Below are 26,880 nucleotides of genomic sequence, written 5' to 3' on the forward strand. Positions count from 1 at the left end.
CGGTTCACAGCGCTTCTGTTGGTTTTTTATCGTGCTTCGCTTATCTTATTTTAGCGTACTTCAGCAACAGCGCCAGCCTTACTATTCATCAAATTTATCAATTAACCCAAATTAAACAAAGTTCGCTGATACTTCAATATCGACTATCATATAGATGAATCTACTAACCATTGCCTATTTTTGGACGTTAACATTTTAACGTCAATGCATTCTCATCAGCACTTGTTGCAAGCTAACGCTTTCTATAAGCTAACACTAAGGGACATCACATGGACTTTTCTCATAACGCTAAAACTCAAGATTATATCGCGCGCATTCGTGACTTTTTAGACACACATGTTGCTCCTATCGAGCAGCAAGTTTATGAAGAATTAGCTGCGTTGAACCCGACCGGCGATTGGACAAAATGGAAAGTTCACCCCGCTATCGAGCCACTGAAGGAAAAAGCTAAGGCTGCCGGTCTCTGGAACCTCTTCTTGCCTGACGCTGAACTTGGCCAAGGTTTAACCACGCTTGAGTATGCACCACTTGCCGAAGAGACCGGGCGCTACATTTTTGCCCCAGAAATTTTTAATTGTAACGCGCCTGACACGGGCAATATGGAAGTCTTATATCACTTTGGTAACAAGCAGCAGAAAGAAAAATGGCTAACGCCTTTGCTCATGGGTGAAATACGCTCTGTATTTGGTATGACCGAACCCGATGTTGCGTCTTCAGATGCCACTAATATGGCCGCTACCATTGAGTTAGATGGCGATGAATTAGTCTTAAATGGCAGAAAATGGTGGACCACCGGTCTGGGTCACCCAAATGCCAAAGTGTGCATTTTCATGGGCCTCTCAAACCCAGAAAATGATAGGCACAACCAGCACAGCATGGTGATTGTGCCATTGGACACTGACGGTATTGAAATTAAACGCATGCTAACCGCCTATGGCGATTATGACGCACCATTTGGCCACGGCGAAATGCAGTTCACTAATGTTAGATTGTCGAAAGAAAATTTATTAGTCGGCATGGGTAAAGGCTTTGCTATCGCTCAAGGTCGCTTGGGCCCGGGCCGCATTCACCATTGCATGCGAGCTATTGGTACTGCAGAAAAAGCACTTGAGTTAGCCATTAAACGTGGTTTGTCGCGCGTTGCTTTTGGTTCGCCAATTATCAAATTAGGCGGCAATGGCGAACGTATCGCGATGGCCCGAATGAAAATTGAACAAGCGCGTTTACTCACATTGCAAGCAGCTTGGAAAATTGACAATTTAGGTGTCAAAAATGCCATGGTCGACATTTCAGCAATCAAGGTTGTGGTGCCGCAAATGATGCAAGAAGTTGTCGATATGGCGGTCCAAATCCATGGTGGTGGCGGTATGTGTGAAGACTTCCCACTAGCACGTTTTGCCGCCGGTGCGCGCTCATTAAGACTGGCAGATGGTCCGGATGAAGTGCATATGAGCATGGTGACTCGACTAGAACTAAAGAAATATAAATAATGACAAATAAGCTTATTGATAAAGCGGGCGCTGTTCGTCCTGGCGAGGAGCTGCCAATTGCGTCTTTAGTTAAGTGGATAAATACCCATATTCCTGACTTACTGGGCACACCTAAAGTAACTCAGTATTCTGGTGGGGCGTCTAATTGGACCTATTGCCTCGAATTTGAAAACAAGTCGGTTATATTGCGTCGCCCACCGGCCGGCACAAAAGCCAAAGGTGCGCATGATATGGGCCGCGAGTATCGTTTACAAAAAGCGTTAAAAGTCGTGTATCCAAAAGTACCCGAGATGTTGGGGTATACCGATGACGAGTCAGTTATCGGTGCTGAGTTTTATATTATGCAGAAATTTGACGGTGTTATTCCGCGTCAAAATATGCCCCGAGACTTTACGATTTCAGCGGCCGACGCACGTAAACTCTGCGAATCGGCTTTGGATGGTTTGATTGAGCTGCATAATGTGGACTATAAAGCAGCTGATCTTGCGCATATTGCTAAAGGTGAAGGTTACACACAACGACAAATTTCGGGATGGACTGGACGCTATCAAAAAGCCAAAACATGGAATGTACCTGAGGGTAAAAAGGTAACGAATTGGCTTGCCAACAACATTCCTAGTGAAGAAAAAATTTGCATTACCCACAACGATTATCGCTTTGATAACTTAGTGCTTAATGCTCAAAATCCGCAACAAATAATGGGTGTATTGGACTGGGAACTGGCCACCCTAGGCGACCCCCTTATGGATTTAGGCAACAGCCTAGCGTATTGGGTGCAAGCAGATGACGACTGGTTAGCGAGGAGAACAAGACGCCAACCCACCCATTTACCAGGGATGATGACACGCAAAGAAGTCATTCAATATTACTGCGATAAACAAGGCTTAAAAACAGAAGATTTCGATTTTTACGAAGTCTATGGTCTATTTCGTTTAGCCGCAATTGTTCAGCAAATTTACTATCGTTACCACCATAAGCAAACACGCAATCCTCAATACAAGCATCTTTGGATATATGTACATTACTTGCTGCTTCGTTGCAGAAAAATCATTAATAAAAATAAGTAGAGAATTTTATGTCAGCTACCGTTCGACAAAACATTTTAATAACTGGTGCCAGTTCTGGTTTAGGTAAAGGCATGGCGATGTTGTATGCAAAAATGGGCCGCAACCTCGCTTTGTGTGCAAGACGCGTCGAGCGATTAGAAACCCTAAAGGCTGAATTAGAAGAAATCAACCCGACGATTACCGTACTAATTAAGTCACTTGATGTTAATGATCATGATGCTGTGTTTACCGTGTTTAACGAGTTCAAACAGGAACTTGGTAGCCTTGACCGTGTTATTGTCAACGCGGGAATGGGCAAAGGTGCATCCATTGGCACAGGCTATTTCAAAGCCAATAAAGAAACCGCGATCACTAATTTTGTATCGGCAATTGCACAATGTGAGGCCGCTGTTGGCATATTTAGGGGGCAAAACGCAGGTCATCTCGTGACCATTTCTTCTATCAGCGCCGTACGTGGATTTGGCCGCGCGCTTACCGTTTATGCCGCCACCAAAGCCGCCATTACCTCGTTATCTGAAGGCATCCGTATTGATTTGCTGCGCACACCTATCAAGGTATCGACTATTCACCCGGGCTTCATTCGAAGCGAAATAAATGAGAAAGTAGAAAAAGCTCCCTTTATGATTGATACCGAGACAGGTTGTAAAGCAATTATAAAAGCGATTGAAAAAGAAGGTACAAATAGTTATGTTCCTGCATGGCCTTGGGCTATTCTTAATCGTGTTATGCGTATTATGCCACTGTCATGGTTGGCAAAAATGAGCTAAAACTGCATTCCAAAACTGTGGACTTTGGTTTGTGGTTTGTGGTTTGTGAAGTGATGGGCTTTTGGGCTGTGATTACAGATGACACTGCATTGTCATCGTTATGAACAACAGTACGGCAACAATAATAATAATTAAAAAGGCACTTCAATTTGCAAAGTACTCTTTTCACGCAAGTTTTATTACCAGCCATACTTGGCGTCATCATGTTTGGTATGGGCTTGAGCTTAGTGAAAGACGACTTTGTGCGTCTTGCAAAAGTACCTAAAAGCGTTATTGCTGGCTTAACAGGGCAACTCATTTTGTTACCCCTACTTGCATTTGCACTAGTAACGGTATTTTCAGCGCCAATTGAAATTGCCATTGGCGTGATGATCTTAGCCGCTTGTCCTGGTGGTACTACTTCAAACTTGATCAGTCATATTGCGCGCGCAAACTTAGCGTTATCGGTAAGCCTAACGGCAATTACAACTGTAATTTGTGTTATTACAACACCCTTACTCATTAAATTTTCAATAGACCATTTCACGCAAACAGATGCGACAGAATTTTCACTGATTGGCGTTTCTATAAACTTAATTGTTCTTTTGTTGGTGCCCATTTCTATCGGCATGGTGCTAAGACACTTTTATGCAAAAGCAGCACGACGCGCCGAACCGTTTTTTAGACATTTTTCAACCATATTTATGTTAATGCTCATCGCGGTCATTTCATATCAAGAAAGAGAAATGCTGCAAACCTTCTTCCCCGATGTCTTTTTCATTACCTTTGGCTTGAATATATGCGCCACTATTATGGGCGTAATAATAGCTCGAGCGTGTTCTTTGTCGACAAAAGATGGACTAACCCTGGGCATTGAAATAGGCACACAAAATGCATCGATGGCCATGCTCATCGCCATCACTTTTATTGAAAACAGTGCTTACAGCATAGCCGCGGGAATTTATGGCATTACAATGTATGTCGGCGCGTTTTTATTAGTGGCGTACCATAAGTTGACTTCGCCAGCGCCGGCGTAATTATTTAGTTGTAGATTAATTCAACATTCCTCGGTATCTGCTACAGCGCTATTCTTTGCTGGTAACACGACTAAAATATTGAATGATCCACACAGGCTTGATAGCTTGGATCTTAAGCGCGTTAGTCGAAAACCGTCGAAGTACAAACGACTCAATAATGTATACTAAAGATGGATTTACCGTTATTGATGGTCTCCAGTACCTTAATGTCTTTAATCGAGGCTCTGGGCACGGTTAATGGATTTTTATCTAATATGACCATATCAGCTTGTTTACCAATTTCTAATGAACCCTTAATCTGTTCTTCAAAATGTTGATATGCGCTCCATAAAGTGATCGCTTTTAGTGCATCCAAGGGCTCCATTTGATGCTCAACACCTAGCATTTTATTTGTTCTTGTTGTCCTATTCACCGCGCTGTCTAGTAGTCTCATGGCGTTTGGAAAAGTCACAGGAGAGTCCGAATGGATGGTCAATCGCATACCCTCATTCAAAAACCAGGCGCTTGGCGAAATGTTATTTGCTCGCTCAACACCGGCAACCGAATCTCTATGCCAATCACCCCAGTAAAAGGTGTGCATTGGATAGAGAGATGGAAATATGCCCAACTTTTTGAGCTGTTCAACTTGATCTTTACGCGTGAACTGCCCGTGGATCATAACAGTTCGATGGTCAGCGTTTTTTAACCAAGGCTGAAGTTGTTCGACTAGTTTTATCAATTGGTCGATCGCAGCATCACCGTTGGTATGAACCAGTAATTGCCATTTATTGTCAAAAGCTAACGTCATCCATTTGAGTGCCTCTTCATCTGAAAATGCCGGATAACCTAAATACTCAGCATTTTGTCCTTCGGGCACTTTGTAATAGGGTTGGGTAAACCAAGCGGTTTTTCCTTGCGGTGAGCCGTCAAATGTAAGTTTTACGCCGCCCATTCTAAAACCATGAGTGTAATCACGCGACATCAGTTTCCCATGTAATATTTTTGCATCGCCAATTGCAGCAATGTCAGGGTAAGAAATAATATCAATATCAAAACCGACCGATTCGGCCATTTTTGGCAAAACATCAAGCGTGGCTAAATCAGTCTTACCTTCCTGCACGGTGGTGAAACCATTAGAGATATAACTATATTCACCAGCCTTGTATAATTGCACTAAATCTTCTTCAGTAAAATCAGGAATCAGTTTATAAAAAATCATAAAGTGAGCGTTTTCCTGCATTACACCATTGGGTGTTTTACCGTCAGCTTCCCTTCCAATAACGCCGCCGGAAGGATCTTTACTCTCAGCAGTAACACCCATTAATTCCAAGGCTTTAGTATTGTAAACTCCCAAGTGCCCTGACTGATGCATTATAACAATTGGTATGCTGGTAGAAATAGCATCTAAATCATGCCGTGTAGGGTGACGTTTCTCTGTTAACTGCGAGTCATCATAGTTAAATCCAATTGCAACATTGTAATTTTTAACAATGGGCGAAGATTGTATGTAATTACGCATCGTTGTCTGTAAATCTGCAATAGTATTAACCGGACCGTCTGGCACAGGCAGTAAATTTGCCACGATAGCTTGAGTACCAACGCCGCCAAAATGACTGTGGGCATCAATAAACCCTGGCACAACTGTCTTTCCATTTAAATCAACGACCTTAGTTTCTGTATTTCTATACATTAAAATATCTTGGTCGTTGCCAACGTCCAATATTAATCCATTTTTTATGGCTATGGCTGAAGAGAAGGGGTTTGTGTCATCTATTGTTATGATATTTCCATTGAAATAAATAGATTCAGCAAAAGAGGGGGGGTCTTGAGTACAAGAGGCAGTGAAAAGAACAACCACTATGGATAGACTGCGTTTAAAAAAAACATTCATTAATATAAGTCTCAATATAAAGGAAACAGAATTCCTAATTTTTTATCGCCTAACGCTCGACTTTATTGTAAACAAGAACGTCGGGTATTTTTTACCAACAATTAGCTGTTTGCATTCTCAAATGCAGTTGCTTGTCGACTCCCTCCCAGTATGAGAAGAATAAATCCTTTCTCTTATCTATACAACAGACCAAGATTAAGGCAATACTACGCCGACGTTGTTGCTTACTTGCAGTGTATACACAAAATATCGCGTACACTAGGGCTGCACTTGGTTAACAATTTACATCAACGCATCTATATCCCTCAATCAAAAAAACAAGATGGAATGAATCATGACTGGATTGAACTGCACGGCATTGCCAAATTTCAGCGCTAATACTCGCCTTTATGAGAATAAGAAAAAGAGCACTAAATTGGCTATCAATTGGCCATTTGTTTTTATCTTTTCTATTTTCCTGTTGGCTATTTTACCTACAATCTCTGTTGCTGGTGAACCGGCAAGTAGCGACTCAATAACCACCGCTGAGAAGACCGATAAAGCCTTGCATCGTTTCGACCCTATAGCCACTAAACAGCTTATTCAAGGAGCCCTGACTGCATTCTACACACCGGGTATGTCGGTGGGTGTGGTTCATCAAGGCGAGGTGGTTTTTTTAGACGGTTTTGGGCAACGCAATATCCAAGAAAGGCGCAAGGTTAACGCCGATACCTATTTCCGACTGGCGTCCACTAGCAAAGCATTTACAGCCGCCGCTGTTGGTATTTTAGTAGATCAAGGCAAGCTTAACTGGACCGACAAAGTCACTCAGTATTTACCTGAATTTCAAATGCAAGATGCTTGGGTAACACGCGAATTTACTATTAAAGACCTGCTTGTTCATCACAGTGGACTCGCAGGCGGAGCTGGCGACAGCATGATTTGGCCAGAACCATCGGGCTTTTCGCGCGCAGAGGTTATTCACAACCTTCGCTACTTGACCCCACTCACCAGCTTTCGAACTGAGTTTGCTTATAGCAACGTGTTGTATATAACCGCGGGTGAAATTATCGCAAAGGTCTCAGGCATGCGCTACGGTGATTTTATTGAGCAAAGTATTTTCGCGCCACTTGATATGACTTGCTTTGCTGGCGATGTCCCCAGCGTTAAATTGAAAAACAGCGCAATGAGTTATGCGCATAATGATAACAAAGGACTATACCCAGTACCTCGAAATAGTATACAACGAGCACAGCAAATGTCAGTTGCCGCAGGCGGTATTGTTTGTAATGCCCGGAGCATGACTAAATGGGTAAAGGCGCTACTCTCTCCCGAAACACTGCCATTTTCGATGAGTGTATTGAATGCAGTATGGTCACCTCAAACCGTGCTTACTATATCTGACAGTGAAGAAGAGTGGGACAACACCTTATTTAAAACTTACGGCTTGGGCTGGCGTATTGCTGATATGCTGGGCTATAAACTCATTTCTCACACTGGTACCCTTTCCGGATACCAAGCGTATGTGGCCTTATTGCCCGAATTGGAGGTCGGTGTCGTGGTGTTAAATAATGGCTCTAACTATGGTGCTCGTTCTTCGGTTATGCAGCATATTTTAAAATCATTTATACCCAGTAGCAAATTACCTGAAGACTCGCCAAGTGATTGGGTTAAGGCGTTTGTTGACCTGCAAGCTAAACAAGAAGCTAACTACCTTGCAAACTATGAGCCGGTTCGCGAGGCGACAACCCTCATGCAAGTTAGCAATAAACAGATCATCGGTACTTATCAAGATAACTGGTTTGGCCGCATGTTAATCAGCGGACTAGAGGCGTCTAAAAGCCTGCCTAACGAAAATCATCTTCGCATTGAGTCCGAGCGCATGATCACGCTTAAAGGCAATGTCATACCTTATGAAGGAAACTTATTTAAAGTTGAGTGGGACAATACCAATGCCGCCTCCAATGCCTTTTTAATTATTGAAACCAATTTTAAAAATGAAGTAACCGGACTGAAAATGCACCCCTTCGTGGCAAAAGAAAAAAAGCGGCATGAATACCGCGATATGCACTTTGTGAAGCAGACATTGTCAATCAAGGACTAAGCGTTAACGTTGCAGTCAGTCTTGTTTGTCTTCTTCAAACAACTGCTGCAACTCTCTTCTACCCAGTTCCGTGGTCTTTATTATTTCAGGTATACCGAGGTTTTCTTTTATTACTCGCGCCAACATTTTGGTATCGTGTTCTGAGAAAATAGTTGCCATGCTGTCAGCCTGCCCCTGTGAATAACCGTAAGCTTTGAGCACTTCTTTTGATGCTGACAATGCACTATCAAACATTTCGCGAACAAAGTAACTGACGCCTAACTTCGACAACTCTATCGCATGCATCCGATTGCGCGCGCGGGCAATGATTTTAACCTTGGGGAACTCAAGTTGAACCAGTTTAACGACTTCGGTTATTTCTTCACCATTGTCGATGGCGACTAATAATACTCTGGCGTTTTCAATGCCGGCTCTTTTCAATAACTCTAAGCGTGTCGCATCACCAAAGTACACTTTATTACCAAATTGACGCACAAACTCAATATGCTCCGCATCTTTATCCATTGCTGTAAATGGGATGCTGTTTGCAGCTAGAATACGACCGGTAATTTGTCCAAAACGACCAAAGCCAGCAATAATGACTCTTGACTCAGTTGCATCAACATCAGCAAGAGAGTCATAAACAGCCGGACAGTTTTTAGTATGAAAGAATAGGCTATACACAATCACTGCGGGTGACGTTAATGCCATAGACAAACCGACGATCAAATTAACCTGACCAGCAGTAGAAGCGTCTAACAGGGTATTCGATAATGCCAAGGTCATGACAACAAAAGCGAATTCCCCCCCTTGCGAAAGCATGATTGCAACGCGCATTGAGTCGGTTGACGATTGTTTGGATGCGCGCAAAATAGAAAAAATAATAGCGCCTTTCACAATTACCAGCAGAATGCTCATACTCACCATAAAAACGGGGTCGTTGAAAAGTAACTGCAGGTCTAGATTCATGCCAATAGCAATGAAGAACAAGCCTAACAACAAACCTTTAAAGGGCTCTATTTCAGTTTCTAACTGATGTTTAAAACTGCTGTCAGCAAGTAATATACCCGCGATAAATGCGCCCATGCCCATCGACAGCCCCACTTTATCCATAGCCAAACCGGTGACAAGCACAATGAATAAAGCCGCAGCCGTCATTACTTCTGAGCTACCATAGCGTGCCACAACTCTTAACAATGGGTTGACTAAAAAGCGACCCACCAGCAAGACACTAACAACCGCACCTAAACTGATATACCAAGCCGGACCGGATTCAGTTTGCAGAGGAGCCAACGCAGTCACTAAGAGCAAAATGGGGATCACGGCAACATCTTGCATTAATAAAATCGAAAAGCCGCGCTGTCCTGGTGGCGTTTGCAAAATACGTTGTTCATTCATTAACTGAATTGCGAAGGCGGTAGAAGACAGTGCTAAGGCTAGTCCAATCACTAAACTGGCAGTAAAACTAAGACCCAACACAAAATGACTAAACAAGCCGATTGCAGCCGCTGATGCTAATAGCTGGGAACCACCACTAAAGATAATTTGATTGCGCATGCGCCACAGAGTGGCAGGTTCGAGTTCTAAACCAATGACAAACAACAACAGCACAACGCCTAATTCAGCGAAGTGCAAAATAGTATAAGGGTCGCTTACAAGATTAAAAACCGAGGGACCAATGACAACGCCAGCAATCAGATAACCAAGAATGGCACCAAGTTTGAATTTTTTAAATAGGGGAACAGCAACTAAAGTAGCGCCTAAAAATATGGCGACAGAGGTCAATAAACTCATTAATAGTCCTTGGTGAAAAAATGAAAGTTCTTTATTTCAAATCTAAAATTAGCGCATAATCATACTACTACAGTCAACATGCGCTGCATATAAAACTGTTGTTGAACAGCTTACGCACAGTCACCCAAAAATTGAACAAATAGCACAACGAAAAAAAACGCAAATTGCTGTTAATAGCAGCGCAAAGCGTTTTTATACGTGTCGGACCTTAAAGACCCCTTCATTAACGTTTATTTTATTTTTAAAAAATGGTCGAGTGACAATTTACCAGCGCCCCACACCGCAATTAATATCATCAACGTACCCCACAGAATATGCTCGTTAAGTGCTGCTGCAGGCATATCTTCAAAGCTGATAACCGCAATATAGTTGACGATGAATAAACCCAGCGCCGCCTTTCTGCCAAACAAACCGATAACCAGTAAAATGGGTAATACAATTTCACCAACGGTAGCTAAATACGCCGCCACCTCGACATTAAGTACAGGTACTGCGTACTCATATTCGAACAACAACAATGTTGATTCCCAGTCGCGTAACTTGGTTAGGCCGGCCTTGAAAAACACCCAAGCAACGTAAAATCTAGCAATTAAGAGCATAAAAGGTTGAATAAGATCTAGTTTGCCAAAAATAAAATTATATAAGTTAATGGGCTTAGTCATGGTGGTCTCTTTAGTTGTTGTGAGCAGCCTACCATGAACCTATATCAGTGTTCACTTTTCGTGGTATTGGTTTACATCGGCGTCAGCATAAAGCTAAGCGGCAATAGTTAGGCTACTGCAAAGATTAATTTATTCGATATCGCTTTGCTTAACCACTCTACGAGGTCAATATTATGCGTACCAATAGTGTCAATAACAGCGTTCACAGAAGCTTGCGCATTTATTTGTTGTATCACGTCCGCTTCTGCATCCGATATATATTCAAATTGCGCTTTGTACTCTGCTCGCCACAAGACAAGAGACCGAGGTGTCGCCATATTAATTGCATTGTTTATTGATTTTGTGGTCTTTTTTAATAATGCTTTGCGGGCTAATATGCCCTCTTCAGATTGCAAATAGGGATCATGTATCAATTGATACAAATCAACTACAGGAAACCAAAAAGTAAGTAACTGCAGGCCAGGTGCAGGGGTGAACCGTAATAAATCGGTATCGCCGGTTTCTAAAGATGCGAATGTGTTCGGCTCAAATTCTTTATCCGCTTGGCGCTGCACACCGTGAATAAGCCAATCTAATTGGGCGACTTCGCTCAAAAACGGATATGTGTCAAGCGCTTCTTGGCCTTCAATAAAAGTTGGCAATGCAATGCCATATTCAGCCCAGTCGAAACTCGCCTTTGCGTCTTGTCTTAAAAACTTGCGCGATAAGGTTCTAAAGCTATCCTCGCCTATCAAGCCCTCAACTGTTGGAAACGTAATTGAAAGTGCTCGAATTCCGTTTTCAATAAAGTTATTGGTGTAGACATTGAGACCGCTCTGGATATTAACTTGGATGCTCGTATCTAATCGAATTCGCTCAGCGCTTTCAATCGGTTCCTTTTGCGAAGACGGTGGCTGCATATTAAAAATCTTAGCTATCAATTGACGCTGATAATCCTGATTAGCAATAGCCTGATTATTCTCCTCATCACCACTTGACTGGATAGCTGCTTTATCACTTTTATTCATGAATGCGATGCCAAAGAAGAATCATCTGCAGTCGCGGCAACTGCTTCAGCTATCGACCGCGCTTTGTTAGCTTCATTAACCAACACAGGCCATGCAGGAATTTTGGTATCCCATTCTATTAAGGTGGGTGTGCCCGGAAATTGCTGCAACGCATATTGATATAATTGCCAACATTGTTTGGATACTGGTGCGCCATGATCATCAATAATGAAATTAGTTTGGTTTATATCCTCATCTGAAGCGGGCATTTGCTCGGTGTACCCGGCCAAATGTATTTCACCAACCATATGCGCAGGTAACGCCTGCAAACGTTGCTGAATAATTGCCAAAGGATTAGGCGTTTTTCGATTCAGTTCGTTAATAATAAGGTTATTTAAATCAAGTAATATGCCGCATCCTGCGCTTTCGCACATGCTGACCAAAAATTCAAACTCGGTCATGTCATCTTTAGTATGCGCCACCAATTCACTTGGCGTGATGTAGGCTGACAAGTTTTCAATTAACAGTGGGCGTTGAATGCTGTCTTGAACTTGCTGAATATGCGTAACAATAGTGCGCAATGATTGCGTATTGTAAGGAATGGGAAGTAAGTCACCACTGTGCAATATGTCGCCGTTAACTTGCGCGCGATTAAAGCAAAGGTGCTCAGAGACTAATAGCGGTTGAGTCCTTTTTACCAACTTAGTAAATTGCTGCAAGATATCGACTGGCACCGATAATGTAGAACCTAGCCCTAAAGACGTGCCGTGTAAACTCAGTGAATAAGCTTGTGCAATATCGTAAAGTAGAGATTGAGTGACACCACCTGCAGCAAAGAAATTTTCTGCGTGCACTTCCACAAAATCTATATTGTGCTTTTTGCCATTCTCATTTATCGAGTTCAGTGCCTCGTCCGCTAAGGGCTGCTCAGATAAAGCGGCAGCGTAATGAGAATGGCGAAGCCCAACGCCAATAAGGCTGTTGGGCTTTGTATTTGACTTGTTATTCATTCATAACTGCCATTTGTAACACCGAGTATCTGTGTAACATAAGCTGATGCCCCGTTAAATAGCTAGTCATGAGTAAAATACATAGGCGAAAAGGGTCGTATTTATGTACTAACCGTTTTTCTTGGCTTTCATTGCTGTCATCATTTCTTTGGCCTTGCTTCTATCAAAACCGCCGAGTTCAGTGCAACTACCGCCGGGTACTAAACGCCATTCACCAATATCATTATCGGCGGTTGATTGACCAGCACAACTGTGTGTTCCGGCTAAGTTTGCACAGTCATTTTGACCCGCCGCTGAGATACCGTAGCATTTCTCTTTTTTTGCTTTATCTGACGCTTCTGCAGCATCAATAACGCCTGCTGTCATAATAGTGGCTAGTGCTGCTGCAATTGCTAAATTAGTTTTCATGGGTGGATCCTTATTTTATTAAATTAATGTTCAAATTAGTTGTCGTAATAGCGTCCAAACTTGCCTGCGTTAACAGGATGATTTTATAAACCGTGAAACAGTCCATACAATTTCATTCGTTTATAACATTGACTTCATTATGTTGCTTACCGCAGCCATAATATTGAATTAATACCTTATAAAAATTTATAGCTCTGTGATCGGTTTGTCAACAATTTGCGTCCATATTGTATTTGCTTCTGCAATAAGTGCTTGTTTATTTGGTACCCAGCGATCTTGTACTTTTTTATTCAAATTTAAATACAGCTTATCGTCTACCACTGCCCATGCTTCTGGGTCGATATCAAACTTATATTCTTTAGACACACCAAACGCGCAGTAACCACCATATTGTGGTGCGTATTTGTTCGGGTCACCTTTGAATAACGATTGATGAGGCGCAGAACTAAAATAATAAGTCGCGCCCAAATGTTCAGCCGTAAATTGAGAACTGCCTAGAACAGGTTTTGCGTCGGTAAAATAAGCAACGGGATCATAGCCCTTTATGGCAAGGCGACTTTCGTCGACATTAACCGCGTTAATTGACGACTCGGCCTGACTCGGAATTAAACCACAAGACGACACAATGAATGCAATGACTAATGCCGCTGCAATTAATAATTTTGAATCTGACGGTTTGTAAAACATAGCTTGTTCCTCATGTATATTTTTATCTCAGTCATAAGACCTACGCAAGTTTGAAATTCTTTCAAGTATGCTGCAAAAAAATACAATAAAGGACACGTTTGTGAATAAAATGCCTTATTTAGTGCTGCCCTTAGGTCACTGCTTGTTTACGATTAAATTCAGGCAGCTTGTATTGTTCACTGTCAATAATCGCTTTTAACTTTTCTACACTATCAAATAATTGCTCAAAGCTTAAAAAGCTTGGCGAGAAACCAAAGCGCAGAATATCGGGTGCTCTAAAATCAGCGATAACACCATGAGATATTAGTGCCTGACACAAGGCATAAGCCTGAGGATGCCTATAGGCGAGTTGCGATCCTCTGTTATCAGACGTAATAGGTGAAGCCATAACGAGATCTGATAAGGTTTGTGACTGTTCAACTAAGCATTGATAAAAATGCGTCATTGCGACCGATTTTTCTCGAATTTGTGACATAGTGACTTGCTCAAAAAGATCAAGAGCAGCACTCAGTACTGCCATAGCAATAACACTGGGCGTGCCACTTAAAAACTTTTTAATACCGACATCGGGCGCATAATGAGGATCGAATGTGAACGGATCCGCATGTCCCATCCATCCTGTTAAAGGCTGTTTTAAATTCGGAATATGCCGTTTGGCGGCATAAATAAATGCAGGAGCACCAGGCCCTCCGTTCAGGTATTTGTAACCACATCCAAGCGCAAAATCAACCTTACAATTATCCAGTTCGACAGGCACCACACCGACACTATGAGCTAAATCCCAAATCACCAATACACCTTGTGCATGGGCTAATTGTGTTAGCTTTTGCATGTCGTGAATTTTACCCGAACGAAAATTAACATGCGTCAGCATGAGCACTGATATTTCGTGTCCCCTTGCTTGCAACATCATCTCTAGTTCATCAGCATTACAAGTAAGCAACGCGCATCGTTGGCTGCCCAGCATTTGTTGAAGCCCTTCAACCATATACAAATCGGTAGGGAAATTGTCTTGTTGTGAAAGCACAATAGTGCGTTCCGGAGTAGACAGTTGAAATGCGCTAGCTAAGAGCTTAAATAAATTAACCGAAATTGAATCACAGCAGATAACTTGGCCTTTTCCGGCGCCAATTAAGGGGGCTATTTTGTCCCCTACTGTGGTGGGTAAATCAATCCATGCATGCTTATTCCAACTGGTAATTAAGTCTTGACCCCATTGTTTTTCAACCACATCAATCGCCGCTTTTTTCGCATTAATTGGCAAAGGCCCAAGTGAATTGCCATCTAAATAGATAGTCTTAGCGGGTATTTCAAAGTGTGCTATTAGGTGAGCAATGGGGTCATGCTTATCTAGTTCCAGCGCATGCGATCGCAATAGCTCATTAGAATTTGAGAATAAGGCGTTTGAAGACACCGCAGTTGAAGACACAGCATCTGGGAATAAATAGTTTGGTGTGTGAACATCCGCTGCCTGTTGATCCATTGCTGCTTGCCTGCGTTGCGATTGAGCTGTAGATGAAGACATTTTATTTACCACTTTTATTCACCATTTGTATTCACCACTTGTATTTGTTGACTTGCTTTTGTATCGAATGCTTTTTTATTTGTCGCGTTAACGTTTCATTGTATAAGCCGTCCTTTAAACGCATCGCTGCCAAGATGGATCCAATCAAAGTGGCCAAGCGCCGTCCAGTTCCTTATTTTCGCGTTATGGTGTGACATTATAAGTAACGTTATTAGCTTACTGTAAAATTTACCTTCACAGTGTACTATCTAATTGCCGACTGACCAATTGCCTAGTTTTAGACGCATTGATACGGCTAGTTAATAAAAACTGTTTAATAAGAGCGGTTTAATAAAAGCTGTTTAATAAAAGCTAGTTAATAAAAGCTAGTTAATAAAAGCTAGTTAAATCAGAGCGACTAAAGCACTAAAAAGCAACACGGTGTAATGCGTTCAGCATGGTCAAAGCAAGGACATAACCAGCTCATGAATGAGGAACTTATATTGGAAGAGCAACTCAAACGACTTAATCTGCTAAAGGAAGAGTTGACGGTATTGCGTGATCAATTTACGTTAAAAACAATGCTACTTTCGCGCAAAATCGATGCTTTGGAAAAAGAGTTTGTCGCCTCAAAGGCTCATATTGCCTCTGAAAGCAGAATAAGTGCAACGGCTGACGCAGTAAATTACAATCAGGTAAATACTGCAAAGGTAGAAACCGTCGCTCAGGTTCCTCGCAAGCAAGCACGCAAACTCGGTGTCATTGAGGTATTATTTACACAAATAATGTCGTTTGTTTTTGAATGGTTCAGCCCACTCACTAAAATCTATGAGAGCTATAAAGCAAGGGGCATGCTCGGTATATTTTTTCTCACCATTGCCGGCGCTGGACTTGTTTTAGCTGGTTTCGGTTACCTTATGCAATTGCTTATTGATGAAATAGGCGCTGGTAGTAAATCGTTACTCATGAGCATAACTGCTATTGCTGTTATCGGTGGCGGCATTGCGTTAAAAGTTAAAACAACGTTCAGCGAATTTGCCAGTGCCATTGTTGCTTTAGGGCTGTTACTTTGCTTTAGCACTATTTACTTTGTCGGCAGCGTGTACCAACTTATTCCTGGCTTACCTATATTGCTGTTGTATGCGCTAACCGCAGTGGCTTGTCATTATTTAGCGTTGTGGCTGGACACCAAAGTTATCGCCGTATTTGGCATCATAGGCATTACGATAATGCCATTATTGACAAGCTCAACCATTATCGAGCCTACTTATTATGTGTTTGCATTATTGTTGGTTAGCGCCAGCAGCCTATATCTTGCCTACAAATTCATTGGCCATTGGCTGGCCGACTTAACCTTTGCATTCACTTTCCTAGCATTAGGATGGATTGATGCAGCCAATGCAATTTTCATGTCTGCGTGGATGATTAACGCGTTTTATTTAGTATTTTCTGCGTATTTATGTATGAGTCTGTTTCAGCATAAGCCATTGACCAAACGCTACCTTATATTGCAGGCCGCAGTGATAGGCGGTACCTTACTATTATTGCTTCAAGGCAGTGACTACGCTGAATTTGGTTCGGGCTACACAAAGGGCGATATCAATATTCAGTTAGTTATAAATGCGATTATTGGCGTTTTGCTTGCGCTGCTATTTTACCGAGTCAAACACCAACATATTGCTGTTATGGTGCTAATAGCAGCAACGTGGATTATGCTCAGTATTGTCGCTTTGCTTGATGCTACTTATTGGGGGATCGCATGGGCGGTCGAAGCCTTACTCTTACTGTTTATGAGCCGTCACTACAATCTGCCTAGTCTGGTTCATCAAGGCCAAGGCTTAGCGGCAGTGGCTCTTGTTTACTGCCTAACGGCGGTTATGCCTTACTTTCCAATACCCGCGCTACAAAGTCAAGATGGCTGGGTTATCGTGATCATGGTGCTTATACTCATCTCTGTATGGCAGCGCCTTATTAAACCAAGTAGGCTTTTAAACACACTCAACATTGCAGGTACAGACGAGTTTATTAAGCAAAAAAATCCACACCACCACAGCCAAAGTCAAGCTCAGTATGGTCAATATGTGTATGCGCAAGTTTATCCCTTACTGGTTATTGCGGAATCGGTTTGGCTAAGCGTTATTGCCCTCTCCTGTGCCTACATCTGGCTGGGCGAATGGGCCGGTTTAAGTGCAATACTGGTGCAAGTCGTGCTGCTATTTAGAGCCAAACTAGTGCATTCAGCACAAGCAAGTAAAACCAGTTTAGAAGTGCTCGCTGTTATCTTCATTTTATTCCCATTAGCCTATGCTGCTGCGGGTAGCGTTGAGGTTAATTCAATGCATTTTTCTATGCTGCCTGGCTACGCCAAAGCGTCTTTAGTTATTGCCTTGGTGCAATTGTGGTTATGGTCGGCATTTTACAGAAAGTTCAATCCACAGAGCACGCTGAGAGAAATAGCTGAGCGTGTCAGAATTTTATTTTATTTGATACTTCCGGTTTGCTGGCTGCCCGCATCCTATCGACGTTTTGATGAAGATATTCTGATGCTTGTGTGGCTATCGCCGACCATCGCAATACTATTGGCATATTTCACCAAAGCAAAGCCTTTACTCCTGCAAGGCAAAGCGTTGTTTATTGGACTTACGATTATCACCTTATTGTTATTGGCAGACACTCAGTTAGGCATTTCAGCCATCGGCTTAAGCGGTTATTTATTGGTTGTTGCCCTTGCCTATTTACTCGCTAAAAGAGCCACAGCCGACCTCGACATAGCAGCCAAAAACGAGATTGATTTTGGCTTCGTCAATAATTGGGCAATCAACACCGTGGGCATCATGTTAGCCATTATTGTTGAGTTTCGCTTCAATAGCTTTCTACTGCCGCTGTTGGTCATCAGTGTCTATTCTATTGCGGTTATTGCTGCGCGCCGACGCTTTGCATTATGCCGTGAAAATAAATCTTTTCACTTACTTTACTTGGCCCTTATGTCGATTACTGCATGGCTCGCGCTCATTGTCGAATTTGTTTTTAATAAGGCCAACTCCATATTATTTACGAGCGTCCCGGCACTCATTCTACTCAGCATTTTTGTTTTGAAGAGACGTAATAATCAGATGCTAGACCTAGGTATGCATAGCTATCTGTTGATAACGTATGTGTTAAGTTGTTTGGCTCTTGATGATTACGGTATCTCACTCGCTATCGCTCCACTGTTAGCGGTACATGGCGCGACTATTTTATTTTTGAAACGTAGAACAAAAGTGACTGTACGCTATAGCTTTAGCCTTATTTTGCTGGGTATAGCCAAACTGGCATTAATCGACACAGCCAGTGTCATATTGTGGCAAAAAGTCATGCTATTCATCGGCATTGGTGTATTTATTTTATTCGCCAGTTTCTGGTATCAGAAGCTAGTGTCAAAAGATGCGGAGTTAGTTGCATTATCAGGAAACTAGGCCACCAAACTGACGTAAGTGGTGAATGCGTCGGCTGCACTTAATAACGCGGCTAGCGCATAAAGACCGAGTTTTTTACGCTACATACTTAATAGTGTCACAGTCATCACGGTTACGGGGCGCTTTGATCGCAAACTTGGTAGCTTTAACTGCAAAAACGCATGTCAGTTTTCTTTACATTTTATAAATTAGCGACACTTAAAGATAATTTTATAAATATTATTTTTTTACAGTCCATTGTTTATTATAGTTAAATATATAAATTTTAATATATGGTGTATTTTATGCACATTAAATTTAGGTTCTTTTTTGCAGTAATATGAGGGACAACTAATGAAAAAAGTTAATATTAGAAATTTATTTGGCGCTTTAATGTTCACAATGTTATTCGTTAGTAACGCGAATGCCTTACCGATTGTTTGTGATGATGTAGCTCGCAACTATATGCAAATTGATGATTCTTTGGTGAATAGCTGTTTAGGCTCTGGTACTGGTAATATAAGTGGTAATTCAGCGAATGATGCATGGCTTATCACAGCAAGTGGAACTGGGTATACCTTAGTAAGTAAAGATGATGGGGGCACTTACCCTTTCATTATTTCGACCACCGGTGTTAGTTCAGGAACATGGACCATAGATGCCTCCTACTGGAATAGCTATAACGCTGCGGCTTTAGGATTTAAATTTGGCACCGGCAATACTGCAGATGAGTGGTTTATTTTTGATTTGAGGGTTGGTGAAACTACCGGCGGTTGGGACTTCTTCGCCACCCTTGCACCTGGTGCTGGTGGTTTGTCGCACATCAACCTTTACGCTACTACTCCTACTACAGACTTGGCTGAGCCATTAATTGTCACCTTATTTGGCTTGACCTTGCTAGGATTAGTATTCGCACGCCGCAGCATGCGTAGCTAATAGTTGGGCATCACGTATATGGTAAAGTATATCGACTGTTTGCGCCGCTACCCTGCAGAATCCAGCCAACAACGTTTGCTGAACAGGAGACGTAAAATCAGTTCGAGTAATAGCCAGATCGTCAGGATTCTTTACACACCGGAAATTCATTCTGCACAGTCGGGAAGCTAAGTACTAGACAATCAACGTGGTTCTATATTGCTTTTGCCATGCATAAAGTCCAATAACGGCCATAATTAAAAAGCATCCATACAAGATTGCCGTTGGATATAGTCCTTTTTGAAAATATACGGCGATGGCAACAACATCAACCACAATCCAAAATAGCCAATTGACGATATAACGACGTGTCATTAATACAAAGGCGACCAAACTGGCACAAGTGGTGAATGCGTCGGCGTAAGCGAAACTAGCATCAGTATATTTATGCATTAGGGTTCCTAAGGCGGCTGCACTTAATAATGCGGCTAGCGCATACAGACCTAATTTTTTGTGCTCCATACTTAATACTGTCACGGTCGTTGCCGTTGCTAGGTTTTTTGACCAATGCCACCAGCCATATATCTGCAGTGCCATATAAACAACATGCAAACCGGCATCAGAATACAGTTTTGCTTGGTAAAATACCCACACATAAAGCGTTACTTGCACAAAACCAAAGGCAAAATTCCAGATGTTGCCTTTGACCAACAAAAAGATACAAATAAACCCACAAATTGCAGCGCTAATTTCCACCGAATTTGAACCCAAAAAACCATTTATAAAATCAGATAGTGTCACTACAGGATCACTCAATTATGACATGTTGAAAGAAGCTAGCAGCCGAAGACGCAAAGTAACACTAAAGCGGTTTTGCGTCGCTGAGTAAATAATAACAAGCACCATCTCAACTTTGATGGCTTAATTCAATAGCTGATGTAAAACAAAAAACGGATTGCCCTGACGCCTATTTCGATAGCATAATATAAACGAATTTAACTATTAAGTTGCGAGTGAACTCGGCATAATGTGCGCAACGGACGCAGTAGTGCACGCAGGAATACTTATTATTAGTTCAAGCAAACACGTTATCGAGCAGAAAAAGAGGCTTATTGCCCTCGGCATTATTTTGCTAGTGGGCTTTCACGCCCCTAGCTATGCGCAAAAAGAAAAAGTCATGAGCGTTTTCCACTCCCTCGAGGAAACAGCGTCTGTAAAAGCGTCAGCTGGCAAAAAATCAATATTGCCGGTGCTTCCTAGAGTAGAAATCGGTCCTTGTGCATTCATGCAAAAATTTGATAAATACCATGCTGACTGCGGCACGTTGTTTGTCAAGGAAGATCCTACAGAGTCCCACACAGCAAAAAATCACGCGCGCGTTGTTTCTATTCCCATTATGATTTTTCAGCCAGCAGGTGAAGTCACCGGGGATCCCGTTGTCATTACTGGTGGCGGCGGCCCGGGTAGTTCAATATATATCATGGATGAATTTGATGACGACCCTTCTTTATATTACTCAGGCATCGAATTAAGCACACTACAAAATGGCCTTCCTTTGATCCTGATGGAAATGCGAGGCTCCGGTTTATCTATGGCAAACTTGGACTGCCCAGCCATAACCCAGTTAGAAATTGAACTATTAAGCACATATCCATACAAATTTGACAGCAAAAAGTTCGCTGAAACGAGCGTTAGCTGTGCGAATCGAAAACGCGCGTTGGGTGTCGATGCTAATTTTTATAATACCGATTACGCAATCAATGATATTGATGCTCTGCGACAGTTACTTGGCTTTCAAAAATGGCACTTACTCGGCATTTCCCACGGAACACGCATATCGTTGCGTTACGCTCAGCAGTATCCTGTGCACACCGCCTCGCTAATACTCGACAGTATTTACCCCTTTGAAGTTGATTCATATGCGGATATGCCTGAGCACAGTGCAAGAATTTTTACGCAGCCGTTTGCCTTATGTGATGCTGACCCAAGATGTCGGCTTGAAAACGGACAAGCATCAGTGACATTGTTTGCGTCTTTCATGTCAGAAATTAAGCTAAACCCACCCACATTAAACGTTGAGTATGATGATAAAAACTGGACCGTTGGCCAAAAGACACTAAAGGTATCTCCTGAGTTAGTGGCTTATGCCCTATTCAATAATAGCTACGACAGCGACGCTATTCTAGCCTTTCCACAGATTGTAAAAGATGCGCTGAATAAAGATTATGCCAAACTAAGTCGCTTGATTAGCGAGGTTATCGACTTGCAAAATTACACTTGGTTTTCAGAAGGCGCTTATTCAAGTTACGCTTGTTATGAAGAAATTCCTTTCTCAAACATAGAACTGGCCATCGAAAATGCAAACAAGTATAAATCGCCCTACTGGGACGACCTACCCGCTATTAATCTTGACCTGCAGTTATGCAAAATTTGGGGTATAAAGCCCGCAATTAATAACATCAAAAACGTTGACCACAATCAGTTAACGTTGCCTGTATTGATACTTGCTGGAGACCTCGACCCATTTACGCCGACCATATGGGCCGTCGATTTTCATGCCAAACTGCCCATGAAGAACAAAACTCAACACTTGCGAGTTTGGCCTTTGAAAGCCCATAATATAGTGTATGACGATAAATGTGTTGAGGCCGTGATAACATCGTTTTTAAACGATCCTGAGCAAACTATTGATAATGATTGCGCATTGCAAAACGTGAGTGAGATAAACACTGACGGTTCATAGTTTATTTAATTGAGATACAAGCGCTTCTCCAATAACTCACAATCTAGTATTAGTTTATAACGGGACATTAAATGGCATATGATTTTGGCTCACAAACCTTAGGAATTAATAATCCATTCAAAAAAGAAGGTTTATTAAAAGCCGTTGCCGGTGTACTTGTGGCATTACTCGGTGTATTCACATTAATTCAAGTTGCTAGCGAGTTAAAGGCTGATAAAGTCGTCGGATGGGCTTATGTGATCATTGGCTTATATCTACTGGTAAGCGGTATCAGGCACACCAGCGTTGGTTTTATACAGCTTTTTCGCTACTTTGTAGGACGTTCAGTACCCACTTCATTAGCTGAAAATAAATCACCTTCCGAGCAAGAATCTGCTAAGTACGAACGCAATGCATTACAGTACGACGCAAAAACACTTTACTCCATGATGATGGGTCGCAAAAACACAACTTTTACCGAGCCCGTTGGTTTCCTTGGCAGATTTGTGCATAGTATTTTTCCAAAACTCACCTTTTTACCGCACCCGCTAAGAATGATGGCACAAGAAATTGCAGGTATGGTAATAAATTATTTGACCGGCATCGTGTCATTTTTAATTGTCTTTTTTATTGTCACCGCCGGCTTAGCCGGCGAAACTGCGACGCTTTTTGCAATGCCAATAGTAGGCACGTTGTTGTTACTCTATTTAGTTATATCTTGGTCGTCGGCTGCTAGAGCCATTCAAAGAACCAGCCAAACTGTATTAAAAAGCAGCGGTGGAGGTTCCTTTGGCGTCATCATTGCCGCCTCTATTTTAGTACCCATTATTGCAGGCGTGTACCTAGATGAATTGTTAATTGTGTCAGGTAACACTCAGCAAATTTTTACTGAAGCCTCAGGTATTTTTGCCGCGTGGGCTAACTTAGGCTTGTTAACTATCGCCACCTTAGTTGTTCTTGCTGCAGTTTTGCCTTTGTTGTTTGCTCGTATGGCAAATGCTTCACCGCAAACAGAAGTCAGCGAATATCGTGAGAACATGCAAGAGTCAGTGCATCCGAACGAAGTTTTTATCAATATTGAAAACATTGTTTTGGCTAACCGTCGATATAAGGAAATGCCGAACCGAATTTATCGCGAATTTGATCCCAAATTAATAGAGCAATCGGATGGCAAGGGCAGCTTTAATGGCCAACTATTAATTGAAACTCAACCCGCTCTGGCGGAAGAAGAAAATAATTCAAAGCAAGATAACAAAAAAACAATATTATCAACAATAGGTCAAATCGCTTTTGTGATTGGCGCTATCGCGTTTTATTATCTTGGTCAGAATATTATTTCAGCAATAGGCGCATTTGACAGTTGGAAATTGGCGACAACAAATGACAATTTGACGTTCTTTTTGCAAGCGTTAAGTTCAGTTTTGTTTACCCTATTCGCTTGGTTAACATTTAAAAGTGCAGCCAAAATACTCGACGCTGCTTCGCATTTATTTTGGGGCGAGATGCACTTCACCTCATTATTAATGCACTTAAACACGGAAGGAACTTATACTGAGTCTAGATTATCAACAGGCATGTCTATACATGACAGTACGCGCTCTGAAAACACGGTAGTGCGGTCCAGTATTACCCCTTGGATAATTACAACGCGCATCAAAACCTCAATATTCGCCACCAGTGGTATGAAGAACCTAGAGCAACCACGCTACATTATGTCGATGGCAAAAAATGATCAAGAACTCGACAGTATTGTTGGCGAAATTAAGAGTTTCTTGAAGGAAAGAGAGGCCATTGCTGCTATCACAAATGAGCGAGATTTATCCAATGCTAGTCAGATCCATCAAATAAATCAGCAGTCCAGAGCATTCGAGCCAAATACAAATGTAGACGCTAAATTAAGTCTCAACGAAGATGAGCGGGCAGCCGGATATTTGCGCAATGAAGCAGCGCAAGAATCAGTAGAAAAAGACACAAATAAATAAATATTTGTTTCTATACGCTAGCAATTAACCCACTTATTCAATATATTTATAGTGTAAAACAGTCACTTTATAAGGGTATAGATGAACAATCAGTTTTCCAAAATCAAGCTTTCTTTGATCGTTGCTATGGGGGTCGTGCTTGCTTCTGGATGCACCTCTTCTACCAAGCAAACGCTTAATGCAAACCAAAGTAACCAAGCATCCATTAGCCCGACTATTGAGACAGCGCCAGCAATGGGCTTAAAACGCAAAATCGCTATTGCTCGATTTACCGATGAAACAAAAAACAGCAAGAGTATCTTTGTAAATAAAAGCGTCGATAATATTGGTAAGCAGGCAGCAGATATACTGAGTGCTCGGCTAACCAATTCAGGGCAATTCATCATGCTTGAAAGGGACGACCTGGATAAAGTTAAAAATGAACAAGCGCTTGAAGGTATCTCGTCAGCAGTCGTTGGCGCGGATTATCTTATTGTTGGTTCAATTAGTGAATTTGGTCGTAAAACGACCAGTGAAACAGGCATATTTAGTCGCAATAAAATTCAACAAGCGATGGCAACCGTTAACGTGAGACTAGTTGACACGACGACCGGGCAAATCGTTTTTTCTGAAGAAGGCAGTGGCGAAGCGCGTGCTGAAGCAAATACAACCTTCGGTGTTGGTGAGCGAGCAGCGTTTGATTCCACATTAAACGACAAAGCTATTTCTGCCGCAATTTCAAAAGTGGTCAGCGACTTGATGGAAAACTTGCTAGACATGCCTTGGAAAGCCTATTTGATTGCTAAGCAAGACGACCAATACATAATGACTGGAGGTGCTTCACAAGGCATCTCTGTAGGTGATGAATTTACTATTTTGCAAAAAGATAAACAAATCAAAAACCCACAAACTGGTTTCATGATTGAATTGGCCGGTAAGCCGATTGCAACGGCTACTGTCGTGCTGTTAAGTGGTGCTGCCAAAAATGAAATATCTATTGTTTCGCTGGACACACAGTTATCACTACAAACAGATTTAGCTCAATTAGTCGTGATGGAAAAGGAATAAAAAATGAGTAAATCAAATTCGTTAAAAGGGACTATTTTTGTATTATTTAGTTTTTTAATGCTTGGGTGTACGTCATCGTATGAGTCAGTGACTCAAGTCGATGACACCAAGGCATTTGTATTACTAACGGGTAACTTCGAAAATGCGTCACTGCAAATCAACACAAATTCGCCGATCACGTTGGCAGACAACATTGAGACTTTTATGCTAGATGGTAAAAAAGTAGCGAAGTTTGAAGTAGCCGCTGGCACAAATACTGTAAAGGTGTTTAAAAACGGGACATTAGCAGTATACCGTAAACTGTATGTGACCAACGGAAATTCATTTGAGGTAAATGTTCAGTGAAAATTAAAGGACTAATCATCATTGGCGCTGTGTTTCTATTGTCGGCATGCAACAGCACACAAGGTGGTTTGTATTGGGGTAATTACTCTGACACTTTGCACAACTACAAACAAGAACCCGGTAATACAACGCGTCAACGGCACGTTAAATCACTCAATGACATTATCAAGACCAGCGACAAAAGAGGGACTCGAGTTCCTCCTGGTGTATTGATCGAATTAGCCGTCATGGAAATTGAAAGCGGCAGTTCTGAAAATGCAGATGCATTGTTAAATAGAGAGATGTCACTTTACCCTGAATCAAGGACGCTTGTGCTTGAATTGAAAAAAAGAAATGGGGCTTAAGGGGTGAAAAATATACTAAACAGAGTAAAAAGAATTTCTTGGCTAGCGGTGATTGCTATTGGTCTAAGTGGCTGCGCTACGTCAATTATTTCTAAAGAAGATGCATTTCCAAAAATGTACCAAGCAAAACCTGTTGCTATATTAGTGGTACCCGCGATTAACAATACAACGGCGGCTGAAGCGCCTGAGTATTACTCGACAACGATTGCCGAGCCGTTAACTCGCATGGGCTATTACGTGTTGCCTATCGAGGTGACCAATAGATTGCTGCAAGAGCAAGGCATTGTAGATGGTGCACAACTAGCCAACGTTGATACTGGCTTGTTTAAAACAATGTATGGGGCTGATGCCGTTTTGTTTGTAAACATTAATAAGTGGGACACATCTTATTTCGTGCTCGGAGGTGACGTTACAGTCGGAATTGCCTATGAATTAGTTTCAACGACTAACCAAGACGTCCTTTGGCAATATGCTGATACCATTGTTGTTAATACCGGCGGAGGTAATTCAGGCGGTGGCTTAATAGGTGCTCTTATTTCTACAGCAATCAATACCGCCTTCACTGACTATTTACCCTTAGCAAAACAAATTAACTACAAGGCGCTTTCTACCCTGCCTTTTGGAAGATATCATTCAAAAACAGGGACCGACCAAAAAGTGCGGGCCTTTAACAAAGATAAATAAAATGTGCTTACCGCCAGCGAAGTAAGCGACTTAAAAATAACGCGAAAACTGGCTAGTTTTCATTGAAGCCCATTTTCAAAAGAA

The 26,880-nt window shown here is 41.9% G+C and carries 22 protein-coding genes; 13 read left to right on the forward strand and 9 right to left on the reverse strand.

The annotated features are described in order from the left end of the window. Positions 1–269 precede the first annotated feature (269 nt). The 4 genes from CXF81_RS06995 to CXF81_RS07010 all read left to right on the forward strand — a co-directional run bounded on the left by CXF81_RS06995 (position 270) and on the right by CXF81_RS07010 (position 4,340). A complete protein-coding gene (locus CXF81_RS06995) occupies positions 270–1,490 on the forward strand; it encodes an acyl-CoA dehydrogenase family protein (RefSeq protein ID WP_101180646.1) in 1,221 nt (406 codons plus the stop codon). Further along, entirely contained in the window at positions 1,490–2,557 is a 1,068-nt protein-coding gene (locus CXF81_RS07000; protein ID WP_101180647.1) for a phosphotransferase family protein, read from the forward strand. The genes CXF81_RS06995 and CXF81_RS07000 overlap by 1 nt, the downstream gene beginning before the upstream one ends. Positions 2,558–2,565: 8 nt before the next feature. Next, a complete protein-coding gene (locus tag CXF81_RS07005; RefSeq protein ID WP_101180648.1) occupies positions 2,566–3,324 on the forward strand; it encodes an SDR family oxidoreductase in 759 nt (252 codons plus the stop codon). A 149-nt stretch (positions 3,325–3,473) separates the two neighbouring features. Further along, positions 3,474–4,340, forward strand: a complete 867-nt coding sequence (locus CXF81_RS07010; RefSeq protein WP_101180649.1) for a bile acid:sodium symporter family protein — start codon at positions 3,474–3,476, stop codon at positions 4,338–4,340. 151 nt (positions 4,341–4,491) lie between these two features. On the opposite strand, the gene CXF81_RS07015 is transcribed toward CXF81_RS07010, so the two are convergent. Further along, positions 4,492–6,210 carry an amidohydrolase gene (locus tag CXF81_RS07015; RefSeq protein ID WP_101180650.1) on the reverse strand — a complete coding sequence of 573 codons (1,719 nt, stop codon included), beginning with the start codon at positions 6,208–6,210 and terminating at the stop codon, positions 4,492–4,494. A 334-nt stretch (positions 6,211–6,544) separates the two neighbouring features. On the opposite strand from CXF81_RS07015, the gene CXF81_RS07020 reads away from it, so the two are divergent. Continuing rightward, positions 6,545–8,293 carry a serine hydrolase gene (locus tag CXF81_RS07020; protein ID WP_101180651.1) on the forward strand — a complete coding sequence of 583 codons (1,749 nt, stop codon included), beginning with the start codon at positions 6,545–6,547 and terminating at the stop codon, positions 8,291–8,293. Positions 8,294–8,308: 15 nt separating this feature from the next. Here the strand turns inward: CXF81_RS07020 and CXF81_RS07025 are convergent, their stop codons facing one another. The 7 genes from CXF81_RS07025 to kynU form a co-directional block, all read right to left on the reverse strand. Further along, positions 8,309–10,066 carry a monovalent cation:proton antiporter-2 (CPA2) family protein gene (locus CXF81_RS07025; RefSeq protein ID WP_101180652.1) on the reverse strand — a complete coding sequence of 586 codons (1,758 nt, stop codon included), beginning with the start codon at positions 10,064–10,066 and terminating at the stop codon, positions 8,309–8,311. Positions 10,067–10,296: 230 nt separating this feature from the next. Then, complete coding sequence (locus CXF81_RS07030) at positions 10,297–10,728, reverse strand: DoxX family protein (RefSeq protein WP_101180653.1); 432 nt, start codon at positions 10,726–10,728, stop codon at positions 10,297–10,299. Between the two features lie 107 nt (positions 10,729–10,835). Continuing rightward, positions 10,836–11,735: a DNA-binding domain-containing protein gene (locus tag CXF81_RS07035; protein ID WP_101180654.1), complete on the reverse strand. Its 900-nt coding sequence runs from the start codon at positions 11,733–11,735 to the stop codon at positions 10,836–10,838. Then, positions 11,732–12,724: a DUF692 domain-containing protein gene (locus CXF81_RS07040; RefSeq protein ID WP_101180655.1), complete on the reverse strand. Its 993-nt coding sequence runs from the start codon at positions 12,722–12,724 to the stop codon at positions 11,732–11,734. The genes CXF81_RS07035 and CXF81_RS07040 overlap by 4 nt, the downstream gene beginning before the upstream one ends. Positions 12,725–12,832: 108 nt before the next feature. Further along, complete coding sequence (locus CXF81_RS07045; RefSeq protein WP_101180656.1) at positions 12,833–13,132, reverse strand: DUF2282 domain-containing protein; 300 nt, start codon at positions 13,130–13,132, stop codon at positions 12,833–12,835. Between the two features lie 186 nt (positions 13,133–13,318). Beyond that, positions 13,319–13,819, reverse strand: coding sequence for a YHS domain-containing (seleno)protein (locus CXF81_RS07050; protein WP_198556338.1), 501 nt, complete (start codon positions 13,817–13,819; stop codon positions 13,319–13,321). Positions 13,820–13,949: 130 nt separating this feature from the next. After that, positions 13,950–15,344, reverse strand: coding sequence for a kynureninase (kynU, locus tag CXF81_RS07055; RefSeq protein WP_232771814.1), 1,395 nt, complete (start codon positions 15,342–15,344; stop codon positions 13,950–13,952). Between the two features lie 464 nt (positions 15,345–15,808). Here kynU and CXF81_RS07060 point away from each other — a divergent pair, with 464 nt between their 5' ends. Both CXF81_RS07060 and CXF81_RS07065 read left to right on the forward strand, forming a co-directional pair. Beyond that, entirely contained in the window at positions 15,809–18,778 is a 2,970-nt protein-coding gene (locus CXF81_RS07060) for a DUF2339 domain-containing protein (RefSeq protein WP_157825518.1), read from the forward strand. A gap of 333 nt (positions 18,779–19,111) precedes the next feature. Then, positions 19,112–19,693 (forward strand): hypothetical protein, encoded by a 582-nt coding sequence (locus CXF81_RS07065; protein ID WP_101180658.1) that lies wholly within the window; start codon positions 19,112–19,114, stop codon positions 19,691–19,693. Positions 19,694–19,867: 174 nt separating this feature from the next. Here the strand turns inward: CXF81_RS07065 and pnuC are convergent, their stop codons facing one another. Further along, a complete protein-coding gene (gene pnuC / locus CXF81_RS07070) occupies positions 19,868–20,473 on the reverse strand; it encodes a nicotinamide riboside transporter PnuC (protein WP_101180659.1) in 606 nt (201 codons plus the stop codon). A gap of 247 nt (positions 20,474–20,720) precedes the next feature. Here pnuC and CXF81_RS07075 point away from each other — a divergent pair, with 247 nt between their 5' ends. From CXF81_RS07075 to CXF81_RS07100, 6 genes are all read left to right on the forward strand, one after another. Then, positions 20,721–22,415 (forward strand): alpha/beta fold hydrolase, encoded by a 1,695-nt coding sequence (locus CXF81_RS07075; RefSeq protein ID WP_232771815.1) that lies wholly within the window; start codon positions 20,721–20,723, stop codon positions 22,413–22,415. 71 nt (positions 22,416–22,486) lie between these two features. Then, positions 22,487–24,376, forward strand: coding sequence for a hypothetical protein (locus tag CXF81_RS07080; RefSeq protein WP_101180661.1), 1,890 nt, complete (start codon positions 22,487–22,489; stop codon positions 24,374–24,376). Between the two features lie 81 nt (positions 24,377–24,457). Beyond that, the gene (locus CXF81_RS07085) at positions 24,458–25,423 is read left to right on the forward strand and encodes a CsgG/HfaB family protein (protein WP_101180662.1); all 966 of its coding nucleotides are present in this window, start codon (positions 24,458–24,460) and stop codon (positions 25,421–25,423) included. Positions 25,424–25,426: 3 nt separating this feature from the next. Then, positions 25,427–25,768: a hypothetical protein gene (locus CXF81_RS07090; protein WP_101180663.1), complete on the forward strand. Its 342-nt coding sequence runs from the start codon at positions 25,427–25,429 to the stop codon at positions 25,766–25,768. Beyond that, positions 25,765–26,112 carry a DUF4810 domain-containing protein gene (locus CXF81_RS07095; RefSeq protein ID WP_101180664.1) on the forward strand — a complete coding sequence of 116 codons (348 nt, stop codon included), beginning with the start codon at positions 25,765–25,767 and terminating at the stop codon, positions 26,110–26,112. The genes CXF81_RS07090 and CXF81_RS07095 overlap by 4 nt, the downstream gene beginning before the upstream one ends. A gap of 3 nt (positions 26,113–26,115) precedes the next feature. Further along, on the forward strand, positions 26,116–26,796 hold the full coding sequence (locus CXF81_RS07100) for a GNA1162 family protein (RefSeq protein ID WP_232771816.1): 681 nt from the start codon (positions 26,116–26,118) through the stop codon (positions 26,794–26,796). Positions 26,797–26,880: the final 84 nt, after the last annotated feature.

It is taken from the genome of Glaciecola sp. 33A, assembly GCF_002836745.1.
Classification (GTDB): Bacteria; Pseudomonadota; Gammaproteobacteria; order Enterobacterales; family Alteromonadaceae; genus Glaciecola.

Coding starts and splice junctions, on each gene's coding strand:
- CXF81_RS06995 (WP_101180646.1), top strand. CDS start 270: ATGGACTTTTCTCATAACGCTAAAACTCAAGATTATATCGCGCGCATT.
- CXF81_RS07000 (WP_101180647.1), top strand. CDS start 1,490: ATGACAAATAAGCTTATTGATAAAGCGGGCGCTGTTCGTCCTGGCGAG.
- CXF81_RS07005 (WP_101180648.1), top strand. CDS start 2,566: ATGTCAGCTACCGTTCGACAAAACATTTTAATAACTGGTGCCAGTTCT.
- CXF81_RS07015 (WP_101180650.1), bottom strand. CDS start 6,210: ATGAATGTTTTTTTTAAACGCAGTCTATCCATAGTGGTTGTTCTTTTC.
- CXF81_RS07020 (WP_101180651.1), top strand. CDS start 6,545: ATGACTGGATTGAACTGCACGGCATTGCCAAATTTCAGCGCTAATACT.
- CXF81_RS07025 (WP_101180652.1), bottom strand. CDS start 10,066: ATGAGTTTATTGACCTCTGTCGCCATATTTTTAGGCGCTACTTTAGTT.
- CXF81_RS07030 (WP_101180653.1), bottom strand. CDS start 10,728: ATGACTAAGCCCATTAACTTATATAATTTTATTTTTGGCAAACTAGAT.
- CXF81_RS07035 (WP_101180654.1), bottom strand. CDS start 11,735: ATGAATAAAAGTGATAAAGCAGCTATCCAGTCAAGTGGTGATGAGGAG.
- CXF81_RS07040 (WP_101180655.1), bottom strand. CDS start 12,724: ATGAATAACAAGTCAAATACAAAGCCCAACAGCCTTATTGGCGTTGGG.
- CXF81_RS07045 (WP_101180656.1), bottom strand. CDS start 13,132: ATGAAAACTAATTTAGCAATTGCAGCAGCACTAGCCACTATTATGACA.
- CXF81_RS07050 (WP_198556338.1), bottom strand. CDS start 13,819: ATGTTTTACAAACCGTCAGATTCAAAATTATTAATTGCAGCGGCATTA.
- kynU (WP_232771814.1), bottom strand. CDS start 15,344: ATGTCTTCATCTACAGCTCAATCGCAACGCAGGCAAGCAGCAATGGAT.
- CXF81_RS07060 (WP_157825518.1), top strand. CDS start 15,809: ATGAATGAGGAACTTATATTGGAAGAGCAACTCAAACGACTTAATCTG.
- CXF81_RS07065 (WP_101180658.1), top strand. CDS start 19,112: ATGAAAAAAGTTAATATTAGAAATTTATTTGGCGCTTTAATGTTCACA.
- CXF81_RS07080 (WP_101180661.1), top strand. CDS start 22,487: ATGGCATATGATTTTGGCTCACAAACCTTAGGAATTAATAATCCATTC.
- CXF81_RS07085 (WP_101180662.1), top strand. CDS start 24,458: ATGAACAATCAGTTTTCCAAAATCAAGCTTTCTTTGATCGTTGCTATG.
- CXF81_RS07090 (WP_101180663.1), top strand. CDS start 25,427: ATGAGTAAATCAAATTCGTTAAAAGGGACTATTTTTGTATTATTTAGT.